Origin of the sequence: Methylocaldum sp. (assembly GCF_039794385.1) — a bacterium.
Classification (GTDB): Bacteria; Pseudomonadota; Gammaproteobacteria; order Methylococcales; family Methylococcaceae; genus Methylocaldum.
Genome location: NZ_JBDIVO010000162.1, coordinates 1 through 10,009, shown reverse-complemented (window position 1 = coordinate 10,009; position 10,009 = coordinate 1). Strand labels below are relative to the sequence as shown.

15 protein-coding genes and 1 tRNA gene are annotated in these 10,009 nt (G+C 57.0%); 9 read left to right on the top strand and 7 right to left on the bottom strand.

Going from position 1 to position 10,009, the window contains the following annotated elements:
* The 5 genes from ABJK70_RS14190 to ABJK70_RS14170 form a co-directional block, all read left to right on the top strand.
* Positions 1 to 232, top strand: a 232-nt coding sequence (locus ABJK70_RS14190) for a hypothetical protein (RefSeq protein WP_347258297.1), incomplete at its 5' end; no start/stop codon positions are given.
* Between the two features lie 25 nt (positions 233 to 257).
* Positions 258 to 1,235 (top strand): major capsid protein, encoded by a 978-nt coding sequence (locus ABJK70_RS14185; RefSeq protein WP_347258296.1) that lies wholly within the window; start codon positions 258 to 260, stop codon positions 1,233 to 1,235.
* Positions 1,236 to 1,275: 40 nt separating this feature from the next.
* Positions 1,276 to 2,232: a hypothetical protein gene (locus ABJK70_RS14180; protein WP_347258295.1), complete on the top strand. Its 957-nt coding sequence runs from the start codon at positions 1,276 to 1,278 to the stop codon at positions 2,230 to 2,232.
* A gap of 26 nt (positions 2,233 to 2,258) precedes the next feature.
* Positions 2,259 to 2,540, top strand: a complete 282-nt coding sequence (locus tag ABJK70_RS14175) for a hypothetical protein (RefSeq protein WP_347258294.1) — start codon at positions 2,259 to 2,261, stop codon at positions 2,538 to 2,540.
* A complete protein-coding gene (locus tag ABJK70_RS14170) occupies positions 2,530 to 3,048 on the top strand; it encodes a hypothetical protein (RefSeq protein WP_347258293.1) in 519 nt (172 codons plus the stop codon). The genes ABJK70_RS14175 and ABJK70_RS14170 overlap by 11 nt, the downstream gene beginning before the upstream one ends.
* Here the strand turns inward: ABJK70_RS14170 and ABJK70_RS14165 are convergent.
* Positions 3,031 to 3,735, bottom strand: coding sequence for a hypothetical protein (locus ABJK70_RS14165; protein ID WP_347258292.1), 705 nt, complete (start codon positions 3,733 to 3,735; stop codon positions 3,031 to 3,033). The genes ABJK70_RS14170 and ABJK70_RS14165 overlap by 18 nt on opposite strands.
* Positions 3,732 to 3,923, bottom strand: coding sequence for a DUF1778 domain-containing protein (locus ABJK70_RS14160; protein ID WP_036268985.1), 192 nt, complete (start codon positions 3,921 to 3,923; stop codon positions 3,732 to 3,734). Before ABJK70_RS14160 ends, ABJK70_RS14165 begins: the two co-directional genes overlap by 4 nt.
* A 129-nt stretch (positions 3,924 to 4,052) precedes the next feature.
* Here ABJK70_RS14160 and ABJK70_RS14155 point away from each other — a divergent pair, with 129 nt between their 5' ends.
* The 3 genes from ABJK70_RS14155 to ABJK70_RS14145 are packed head-to-tail and all read left to right on the top strand — an operon-like array spanning position 4,053 to position 4,766.
* Entirely contained in the window at positions 4,053 to 4,295 is a 243-nt protein-coding gene (locus ABJK70_RS14155) for a hypothetical protein (protein WP_347258291.1), read from the top strand.
* Between the two features lie 12 nt (positions 4,296 to 4,307).
* Positions 4,308 to 4,559 (top strand): hypothetical protein, encoded by a 252-nt coding sequence (locus ABJK70_RS14150; RefSeq protein WP_347258290.1) that lies wholly within the window; start codon positions 4,308 to 4,310, stop codon positions 4,557 to 4,559.
* Positions 4,560 to 4,568: 9 nt separating this feature from the next.
* Positions 4,569 to 4,766 carry a hypothetical protein gene (locus tag ABJK70_RS14145; RefSeq protein WP_347258289.1) on the top strand — a complete coding sequence of 66 codons (198 nt, stop codon included), beginning with the start codon at positions 4,569 to 4,571 and terminating at the stop codon, positions 4,764 to 4,766.
* Between the two features lie 192 nt (positions 4,767 to 4,958).
* Here ABJK70_RS14145 and ABJK70_RS14140 read toward each other — a convergent pair.
* The 5 genes from ABJK70_RS14140 to rpsU all read right to left on the bottom strand — a co-directional run bounded on the left by ABJK70_RS14140 (position 4,959) and on the right by rpsU (position 9,412).
* Positions 4,959 to 5,035, bottom strand: a tRNA-Ile gene (locus ABJK70_RS14140).
* A 12-nt stretch (positions 5,036 to 5,047) separates the two neighbouring features.
* On the bottom strand, positions 5,048 to 6,841 hold the full coding sequence (rpoD, locus tag ABJK70_RS14135) for an RNA polymerase sigma factor RpoD (RefSeq protein WP_077728427.1): 1,794 nt from the start codon (positions 6,839 to 6,841) through the stop codon (positions 5,048 to 5,050).
* A gap of 84 nt (positions 6,842 to 6,925) precedes the next feature.
* Complete coding sequence (dnaG, locus tag ABJK70_RS14130) at positions 6,926 to 8,653, bottom strand: DNA primase (protein ID WP_077728428.1); 1,728 nt, start codon at positions 8,651 to 8,653, stop codon at positions 6,926 to 6,928.
* Positions 8,654 to 8,716: 63 nt separating this feature from the next.
* Complete coding sequence (locus ABJK70_RS14125) at positions 8,717 to 9,166, bottom strand: GatB/YqeY domain-containing protein (RefSeq protein WP_077728429.1); 450 nt, start codon at positions 9,164 to 9,166, stop codon at positions 8,717 to 8,719.
* A gap of 12 nt (positions 9,167 to 9,178) precedes the next feature.
* Entirely contained in the window at positions 9,179 to 9,412 is a 234-nt protein-coding gene (rpsU, locus tag ABJK70_RS14120; RefSeq protein ID WP_026609693.1) for a 30S ribosomal protein S21, read from the bottom strand.
* 114 nt (positions 9,413 to 9,526) lie between these two features.
* On the opposite strand from rpsU, the gene tsaD reads away from it, so the two are divergent.
* Positions 9,527 to 10,009, top strand: a 483-nt coding sequence (tsaD, locus tag ABJK70_RS14115; protein ID WP_347258288.1) for a tRNA (adenosine(37)-N6)-threonylcarbamoyltransferase complex transferase subunit TsaD, incomplete at its 3' end; no start/stop codon positions are given.

The following is a 10,009-nucleotide window of genomic DNA, read 5'->3' as shown; positions in this document are numbered from 1 at the left end:
GGTCGCGGCTATGGGCAAGCTTACCCGAGGCAGGTACGCCGGAAACGACGGACAGGAACGTGAGAGCTGGAGTCTGCTGGTCGATGCGCTCCATTCAAGTCGCGCGGCAAGACCCGCCGGCAAGCGGAGCGACCAGGAAAAGCCCAAGGCACGCCAGAACAGCGGACACGGAACGAGGGACTGGGCCGCCGCGTATGGCGAGCCTGGATTTAACGACGACATTCCATTCTGATTTGACCCACCACGAGGCAACCATCATGCAGACCCTTGAATTCACGACCGATTACGAGGGCGCCGGCGCCGGCACCCTCGACTTCGCCGATACCCCGTATCCGATCAGTCCCGAGTTGACGAACGTCGCGCGGGAATACCGCAACGATCGGTTCATCGCCGACGAGGTTCTACCGCGGATTCCCGTCGCCAGTATGGAGTTCAAATATTTGACGGCGAACGCGGGCGAGCTGCTGGCGCGGCTGGAGACTCGCGTTGGGCGCAAGGGCAAGCCGAACGAAGTTTCGTTCACGGCCGGCGAAATCGTGGACGCGGTTCACGGCGCCGCGCTGGAGCACGTTATTCCTTGGCACGACCTGGCGAACGCACTGGACCCTGACGAAATGAAGCGGAAAGCGGTCAGAGACACTACGGATTTGATTTTGCTGGACCGAGAGCGGCGCGTTGCGAATCTGGTGTTTGGCAGTACCAGCTATCCGCCCAGCAACGTCCAGACACTCGCCGGCGCCAGCCAATGGAACGACCGGACCAGCGACCCGATTGCAGCCATCATGGACGCCCTGGATAGTTGCATCATGCGGCCGAATATCGCCGTACTCGGCCGGCGAACCTGGACCAAGCTAAAACTGCACCCGAAGGTCGTCGAGGCCGTTTACTGGGGGACAGCTGACGCGGGAGTTGTCGGACCTGACGACGTCGCGCGGGTGCTGGAGATCGACAAAATCATCGTCGGCGACGCCTGGCACAACACGGCGAAGAAGGGCAAAGCGGCGAGCTTGACCCGGTTATGGGGACCGCATGCGGCGTTTCTCTACATGGGCCAGCCCGGAAACCCGAACCGCTGGGGTGCAACGGCCGCATGGGGCGAGCGCTTCGCGTTCAGCTACGAGGACCCGAACCGATCCGTTCGGGGCGCGCACGTGATCCGCGTCGGCGAGTACGTCGAGGAATTCCTCGTTTCACCGGAGCTCGGCTGCCTGATCCGCAACGCCGTAGCCGGCTGATCCACGATTCATTCACCAGACCCACGGAGAAACACGACCCATGAACGCCGTCACCAATCGCGTATCAATCCGTCACGAAATCAGAACCAGGCTCGACGAGACCCGTCGCGCCTACGTTGAGGCCACGGACCGGGCCGAACAGCTACGCCGGGAGGAAATGGAACTCGGCCGCCGGCTGGACGCCCTGGAGCGGACAATCCAGAACCTGGAGAATGCCGGCGAATACCCGGACGATGAAACCCGAGCCGAATACGAGCGACTGCAAGCCGCGTTCCGAAAGGCGACCGAGGGCGCAGCCGAAGCCGAGGCTGCGGTTTCCCGCCTGAATTCGGAAATTCTCGCCATCGAGGGCGATATGAAAACGGTTCCGGACACGACCCTTGACGATATTTTGCGGGCTCAACAGGCGCGCGACGAGGCGCAGGCCGAGCGGGATCGATTGGCCGCCCTGATCGGGCAGCAAGCCGGAATCGACCTGTCCGCCCGCGAATCGGAACTCGCCGCGCTCAAACGGCAGTACGGTGACATCCTGGCCGACGAGGCCGCAGGAACGCCGGTGGGCGCCGAGTATCTGACCGCTTTGGTCGAAAACATCGACCGGCTTGAGTCCGAAATCTCGGAGGCTCGAAAAACGGCCGAGCGGGACCGAATCCGGAACGAAGGGCTCGCCCGCAAGCTTGCGGCGGCCGACGACAAGCTTGCGGCAGCCGAGGCCGAATTCCGGGAAACCTTCCGCTGCTTCGTTACCCTACAGGAACAGCGCGCCCAACTCGATTACGTCAAGGCCGCGAACGACCTGATCGACGCCTACGCACGATTCATGCAAATCAGCCGAATTCAGTCGCAGAACCGGCACCAGACGACCCCGATTTACGGATTCCTCAGCCTCCCAGGATTCAACGGCCGGCCGCTGATCGATAAGGCGACGCTGCTGAAGCTGCCGATCGACCCCGAACCGATGCTTGCCCAATGGCGCAAAAAGGGGCTCAAAGTCTGACGTAAAGGCCGCCTAAACCGCGCGTTATGAGCCAATCAACGCCGCCCGACGACCCGCGACAGGAGTATTTGCCGGCGAACCCTCCCCGTCTCCGGCAACGCCGGATCAAATTGGCGACGCTGCGGGACGTTCAACGGGAAATGGCGCGGCTGTACCGGGATATGCGCAACGGGCGGCTCGATCCGAGCGACGGAGCGAAAATGACTTATACCCTGGCTACCCTCGGCAAGCTGATCGAGGTCGGCGACCTGGAGCGGCGCGTCGCGGAGCTGGAACTACAGCAGGAGAGGAACCGACGTGAATCTTAGAAAGCGCATTACCAAGTTGGAAGCCGAAGCCGGCCGGCGCCCCGAGGCGCGGCTGATCGTTCGGCGCATCGTCGGCCGGTTCGAGGATCGGCCGGAATGCTACCGGATACACGGCCGGCTGATCGGATCGCCGACGGCGCTGGAGTTGCACCGGAAGGCCGGCGAGACGGAACAGGCGTTCATGCAACGGGCGGCGCGGGAGTTGCGGCGGTTCGAGCGTGACCCCGGCGGCTATGTCTCGCCGATCGCCGAAAACCCGCTGCTGCCCAGCGACTCGGAGCCCGCGACAGGCGAGCACCGGGCGGCGCTGGAGCACGAAACGCCGGAACCCGGTACTACCCTACCGACCCCGGTCGAAAACGAGCCCGTGGCCGCCCCGCAAGCGCAAGAACCGGCCGACGCGAAACCCTGGCGGCGCGATCCGGCCGGGAGCGAGGTCGAACGGACCAGCACGGCGATGGTTCGGGAGATCGATCGGATGATTGCCCGGTTATCCGGGCGATCCTGAGCAGAGAAACACTTCGGCAAGGTAGGCCGAGACCGACCCTTGAGCGGCCGGCGAGCAGCGGGACACCGGGAATGCCCGCAAGATGTTCGGGCATTGCCGTTCTATCCATTCAAACGATATTTCCCTGATGACGGCGCGGCGATCCGGGCCGCGTCCGGGATCAATCGCGGCGGTCAGACGGTCGGAAGCCCGTTCGAGCACGTGCAGCCGTTTTTCGATATCCTGGACCCCTTCGGCATAGAGCACGTTCCAGAACCGCACGTGCAACCGATCCGATCGACGCCCGACCCGGCGAACCGACCGCACGAGAATTGGCGAGCAGTAGGGCCGCCCGTCATCCAGATAGCCCGGCGTCATCTGCCATCCGTACCAGCAACCCGGCGAGAGTTTGAAATGGGTTTCAATCGGCTGAATCACATACCCTCCAAAACGCCCCTCTTCCGCGAGGCATTTAACGCCCCTGACATAGCAAAACGGTCGATTCCGAGTCTCGCCGGTGTCTGCGTAGCGCACCTGGAGCCCGCCAGTCGCGTCAACATTACCGAAGGTTAGCCGGCGGCCGTTCTCGTCCGTGGCTTCGCTGGCGCATTGGACGCATAGGGCGCGAGGATAGCGGGAACTGGCCGGAACCTTTCCGCCGCAGAGTGGGCACGACTGGAAGCCATCGGCAGGATAAAAAAACGTCATCGTGTGCTTCCGGGGCCGCGCTTCGGCCGGATCCCCGCCTTTTCCGCTTCGCGCAGAATCAGCGACTCGACCCAGTTGGATAGAGTCCGATTTTCACGTTCCGCCAATTCCTCGGCGAGTCTTTTGATTTCCGGTTTCACCCGGACGTTGATGGATTCGGTTTTCAGTCGTTTTTCTTGTATTGCCATTAGCGTTACTCTCTGATACGGTAATTAACGCCAATGGTAACACATTGCATTACGAGAGCGGGCCGACATGGTGCAGCCACACCACGCCGACCCTAACCACAACCACAAACCTGTACGGAGGTTGCAATCATGGCTAATCAGCATCATAACACCCCGACCGACCTGACCGCCCGATTCTGGCGCGTCGAGACCGACGAGTTCGCCCCATGTATCAGGCGGGGCGACTGCGTGCGGCTCGACGACGTTCCGCCCGACGAGGGCGACATCGTGGCCGTTCGCGCCGAAAATCCGGCCGGCTTCAAGCTGGCACCGTGGGCGCCTGGAATGGACCGTCTAGCGACGGTCGTGCAGGTTTCGCGGCAATACAGGTGAGGAGGCACAATCATGGCTATTCACGGACAAAACCGCGCGGCATTCATGGACCGCGAGCAGATGATTGAGGTGATCGGGATCAGCGAAATCGAATGCGGTCACCTGATGGCGCTGGCCCGCAGCATTCGCCGTTTGTCGGACGATCCGACGGTTCAGGGACTGGCCGATCAGGTTCTGTATTGGTCCGAGTCGATCGGGAACGACCTGAGTTGCGTGCGGGAAACGCTGGAACGTGGGCCGGTCTCTCCGGTCATCGGCGGATGAGGGGCGCGTATGGAACGGCAGAACCTGAACGACGCCCGCGAGCTCCTGGACCAAGCCGGGCATATCCTGGAAACGATTCAAGTCGCGCTAGGCTGCGAATCGATCGCCACGGAGCCCGGATCGACCGGGGCTTACCTGATCCTGAACGACGTGCGGCTGAGAGTTGAACGGGCCGGGCTTCTGATCGACCAATGCCGATCGCCGTGAGCGGCGTGATTAATGGCCAATAGCAGCGGAACCCGGCCGGGGAAACCTTGGCCGGGTTTTTTGTTTCCGTGACGAAATCAAATGGCCGTCAAATGCCCCTGGCGAAGACGTCGATTTTTCGTCTACCGTCTACCACGCGTCTACCATGAAAAAAGGCTTACCGGGCGAATCCGCGTAAGCCTTTGTTTTACTTGGTGGGCCCTCAAGGACTTGAACCTTGGACCAAGGGATTATGAGTCCCCTGCTCTAACCAACTGAGCTAAGGGCCCGAGAACTGGTCGTTAATCCATGTCAAGGAAACTGCGTAGTTGCTCGGAACGAGAAGGATGACGGAGTTTGCGCAATGCCTTGGCTTCGATCTGACGAATACGCTCGCGGGTCACGTCGAACTGCTTGCCCACTTCTTCCAAGGTGTGGTCGGTATTCATATCAATTCCGAAACGCATCCGCAAGACTTTCGCTTCTCTAGCCGTCAATCCGGCCAACACTTGCTGAGTCGTTTCGCGCAAGCTTGCGACGGTCGCATGCTCGATCGGAGACATCACCCGAGAATCCTCGATGAAATCACCCAAATGCGAGTCCTCATCATCGCCGATGGGGGTTTCCATGGAAATGGGTTCCTTGGCGATCTTTAGAACCTTGCGAACCTTATCTTCGGGCATATCCATGCGGACCGCCAGTTCTTCCGGCGTCGCTTCCCGTCCCATTTCCTGCAACATCTGACGCGAGATACGGTTCAGTTTATTGATCGTCTCGATCATGTGCACCGGAATTCGGATGGTGCGCGCCTGATCGGCAATCGAACGCGTAATTGCCTGGCGAATCCACCACGTCGCATAGGTGGAAAACTTGTAACCGCGTCGATATTCGAATTTATCGACCGCCTTCATTAGGCCGATGTTTCCTTCCTGGATCAAATCGAGGAACTGCAATCCCCGATTGGTATATTTTTTGGCAATGGAAATGACCAAACGCAAATTGGCTTCGATCATCTCCTTTTTGGCGAGACGTGCCTGGCTCTCGCCAACAGAGACGCGCCGATTGATTTCTTTAATATCGGCGATCGACAGTTGATTATCTTTTTCTATCTGCGCCAGTTTGCTTTGCGCACGCCTCACCTCGTCGGCATAAGAAGCCAATATCTCACCATAGCGCGCCCCCAACAGTTTCTGAAACCAATCGGGATTGCTTTCGTTACCGGCGAAAGAGGCGATGAATTCTGCGCGCGGCATTTTTGCTTTGACGACGCAGATATCCTGAATAATCCGCTCCTGCTCCCGAATCTTCTCGACCGCACTGTGCAACAGATCGGTCAACTCCTTGAAAAACTGGGGCGTTTTCTTGAACTCCATGAAACTTTCCGCAAGAGAGTCGAACGCTTTCTGCGTACGTTCATGGTGATAACCGTGCTTGTGATGTGCATTGACAGCAGCTTTGTGCTGCTTGTTGAAAAGCTCGAGCTTCTCTCTAACGAGTTCCGGGTCAGGCCCACTCTCGGTTTCATCGAGAATTTCGGTGTCGGCCTCTTCATCCAGCAAGACCTCTTCCGACTGGGCTGCCGGATCGAAAAAGTCGGAAATCAAGTCCGACAACCGAGCCTCTCCTTTTTCGACAGCATCGAAGGCCCTGATAAAATGATCCATCGCAGCTGGAAAACGAACCAACTCATTCGCCGCTTGGTTCAGTCCTTCCTCGATGCGCTTGGCGATGCTCAGCTCACCTTCGCGGGTCAGCAGCTCGACCGTTCCCATCTCACGCATGTACATACGTACGGGATCTGTGGTCCTGCCCAATTCGGCATCAACGGAGGAAGCAAGTGCCGCAGCGACTTCCGCCGCTTCGTCCTCATCTTCCTCGGTAACAACGGCAGGTTCGGGAATCAAATCTGCATCCGGCACATCCTCGTGCACCTCAATTCCCATATCATTGATCATGCAGATGATGTCTTCCATCTGCTCCGGATCGACGATATCGCTGGGTAAGTGGTCATTCACCTCGGAAAAAGTGAGGTAACCTTGCATTTTACCTTTGGCGATAAGCTCTTTAAGCTGAGATTGCTGTTGTTCCAGATTCATCAACTGACCCGCGACTGCTGTATGCCCGCAAAACAATACAGTATATTAAAAGTTTGAGAAAACAGGAAACTTAAATTACCGGCCTCATTGACTCATGAGCACTCGCATTTCCTCCCGCTCTTCGGAACTGAGCTGCATTTTTTTCGATTTCTTGATGAGCTCATCCAAACGCTCCCGCTTGAGCTGATGACTGAAACGCATTAAAGCATCTGAGAACTCAGCTCGTATACCTTCCTTGGGCAACAAAGTATCCCACTCTATGAGGTTGGCGATAAAATTTTCCTCCGGCGCACCGCGAAAATGCTCCAGGATGCCGCCGCTAGTCGAACCCGGATTTTCATCCAGAATCCGGAGCACCTTTTCGATTAAGTATCCATTCTTATTAACCGTACGCAGCTTACTACGCAGGTCAGCCCCAACCATGGCCGCAAGTTCTGGATTCTGGACCAGAAGCGCCAAAAGGATACGTGATGCAGAGGGCTGCACTCGACCTCTTACGGATGCAACCCTTGATTCCGACGGCCCTACAAGCTTAGCCGATTTATCGGATGGTTCGACTACCCCATGCCCCGCAAGTTCCTCCAGACGTTTGTCGATCATCTCACGAAAAACACCAGCAGGTAACTTACCAATCAATGGTTTGGCTTTGTTAATCAAAGCGGCGCGTCCCTCTAAGGTGCCTAAATCAAGCCGACGCACCAAACACCTGAAGAAATAGTCAGAGAAAGGTAACGCGGTATCGAGACGGTTTAGGAAAGCATCCGCACCCTCCGATCGGACCAAGGAATCAGGATCTTGCCCCTCCGGCAAAACCAGAAATCGGATTTGCCGTCCGTCCCGTAAGAACGAAAGGCTTGCTTCGAGCGCTTTCCAGGCAGCCTTCTGTCCCGCAGAATCTCCGTCGAAACAAAAAACCAGTTCATCCGTATAACGGAAAAGCAGCTCGACATGATCAGCGGACGTAGCAGTTCCAAGCGTTGCAACCGAATTGGAAATGCCGTTTTGAGCCAAGGCGATCACATCCATATAGCCCTCGACCACGACGATGCGCTCCGGCCTCGGAGACTGCTTTAACAGCTCGTATAGTCCATATACTTCCTTGTGCTTTTTGAAAACGATAGTCTCGGGCGAATTGAGATATTTCGGCGTTTCGTCGCCCATCACCCGTCCGCCAAAGCCCACCACCCTGCCTCGGCGATCCCGAATGGGAAAGATAATACGATCCCTGAATCTGTCATAAGCCTTATCGTCTTTCATGATCATAAGACCCGCCGCCTCCAGCAGCTCCCGCGAAAACTCCGACGGTAGATTTTGCCACCCCGGAGGAGCATAACCCAAGCGATATCGCTGAGCGAGTTCGCCGCTGACCCCTCTGCGTTTCAAATATGTGATAGCTCGCGACGTTTCGGGATGGACTTTAAACTGGTGTGCATAGAATCGGGAAACAGCATCCTGCAGTTCGTAAATGGCCTTCGCCATCTTAGACTGCGGATCTACCGTCGCACTCTGGGCGTCTACCGGAATTTTCAACCCCGCCGACGCAGCGAGACTTTCCACCGCTTCGACAAAACTCAGATGGTCATAGCCCATCAGAAAATCAATGGCATTACCGTGTGCGCCGCAACCAAAGCAATGGTAAAACTGCTTATCGCGACTTACGGTAAAGCTGGGTGTTTTTTCACTATGAAAAGGACAACGAGCAGTAAAGTTGCTGCCGGCTTGCTTAAGCGGCACGCGCGCATCAACCAGATCGACCAGATCGATACGAGCGATCAGTTCTTGAATGAATTGACGGGGAATCTTGCCGGCCATCGTTTATACCGGCAGCTCAGTTCACGCTACGCCGTTCCTAAAAAACATCAAGACTACCGTGTCCTAGCCGCTTAACAGGCTTTTGACCCGCAAGCTAACCATCGACATATCGGCTCGCCCCTGCATTTTTGGCTTCAGCACGGCCATAACTTTGCCCATATCGCCGACTCCGGAAGCACCCGATTCCGCCAAAGCCTCCTTGATCAGAGACTCCACTTCCTCTTCGCTCAACGCTTGCGGCAAGTATTCCTGAATAACGCCAAGCTCCGCCTGTTCCGCAGCAACCAAATCATCCCGCCCTGCCGATTGAAATTGCGTGATGGATTCACGCCGCTGCTTGACCATCTTGTCCAGAACGGCAAGGACTTGCGCATCATCCAACTGAATCCGCTCGTCCACCTCGCGCTGCTTGATGGCGGCCATTATCAGCCGAATGACGCCCAGCCGATCTTTTTCTCCGGCTTTCATGGCGGCTTTCATATCCGCCTGGAGACGTTCTTTCAATACGCTCATCGAAAGGGGCTATCAGGTTTGCGGGCGCCCTTTGCGCAAATTCTGCAGAGCAAACCGTTCGCGGGAAAGCTTTTTCAGATGCCGCTTCACTGCTGCAGCCGCTTTGCGCTTACGTTCCTCGGTCGGTTTCTCGTAGAATTCGCGGCGGCGCACTTCGGAAAGAATACCGGCCTTCTCGCAGGCACGTTTAAAACGACGGATAGCAATTTCAAAGGGCTCGTTTTCTCTAAGCTTAATCGACGGCATGTAGCTTCCCAAGATTGATGACTAAAATGACGAAATTCCCGAGGCAGGATTACCCCGCCAACTTAAAAGTGCTAATTATACTCACTACAGAGCGCAAGGTAAAAGTCAATTTGTATGTACGTACTCGGCATTGAAACATCCTGCGATGAAACGGGCGTGGCGATCTATCACGCCACCAAGGGACTTTTGGCCCATCGCCTGTATAGTCAGGTAAAAACTCATGCGGAGTATGGAGGCGTAGTACCCGAACTGGCCTCCCGTGATCACATCAAAAAACTGGTTCCGCTGATTCGGCAAGTAATCGCAGACGCCCGCATTTCCAAACGGCAAATCGACGGAATCGCTTATACAGCCGGCCCGGGATTGATCGGCGCGCTCCTGGTAGGCGCTTCCGTCGCCCGCAGCCTAGCATGGGCATGGGAAATTCCATCGATAGGGGTACATCACATGGAAGGCCATTTGCTCGCGCCCTTAATGGAGTCCGACCCACCCGATTTTCCGTTTATCGCGCTCCTCGTTTCCGGTGGCCACACCCAGCTCGTCGAGGTAGAAGGCATCGGCCTGTATCACATTTTGGGAGAATCGGTGGACGATGCC

Excerpts from the sequence above, each read along its gene's own strand:
- ABJK70_RS14150 (WP_347258290.1), top strand. The coding sequence starts at position 4,308 with ATGGCTATTCACGGACAAAACCGCGCGGCATTCATGGACCGCGAGCAG.
- rpsU (WP_026609693.1), bottom strand. The coding sequence starts at position 9,412 with ATGCCGTCGATTAAGCTTAGAGAAAACGAGCCCTTTGAAATTGCTATC.
- ABJK70_RS14155 (WP_347258291.1), top strand. The coding sequence starts at position 4,053 with ATGGCTAATCAGCATCATAACACCCCGACCGACCTGACCGCCCGATTC.
- ABJK70_RS14185 (WP_347258296.1), top strand. The coding sequence starts at position 258 with ATGCAGACCCTTGAATTCACGACCGATTACGAGGGCGCCGGCGCCGGC.
- ABJK70_RS14160 (WP_036268985.1), bottom strand. The coding sequence starts at position 3,923 with ATGGCAATACAAGAAAAACGACTGAAAACCGAATCCATCAACGTCCGG.
- dnaG (WP_077728428.1), bottom strand. The coding sequence starts at position 8,653 with ATGGCCGGCAAGATTCCCCGTCAATTCATTCAAGAACTGATCGCTCGT.
- ABJK70_RS14180 (WP_347258295.1), top strand. The coding sequence starts at position 1,276 with ATGAACGCCGTCACCAATCGCGTATCAATCCGTCACGAAATCAGAACC.
- ABJK70_RS14165 (WP_347258292.1), bottom strand. The coding sequence starts at position 3,735 with ATGACGTTTTTTTATCCTGCCGATGGCTTCCAGTCGTGCCCACTCTGC.
- ABJK70_RS14145 (WP_347258289.1), top strand. The coding sequence starts at position 4,569 with ATGGAACGGCAGAACCTGAACGACGCCCGCGAGCTCCTGGACCAAGCC.
- ABJK70_RS14175 (WP_347258294.1), top strand. The coding sequence starts at position 2,259 with ATGAGCCAATCAACGCCGCCCGACGACCCGCGACAGGAGTATTTGCCG.
- rpoD (WP_077728427.1), bottom strand. The coding sequence starts at position 6,841 with ATGAATCTGGAACAACAGCAATCTCAGCTTAAAGAGCTTATCGCCAAA.
- ABJK70_RS14125 (WP_077728429.1), bottom strand. The coding sequence starts at position 9,166 with ATGAGCGTATTGAAAGAACGTCTCCAGGCGGATATGAAAGCCGCCATG.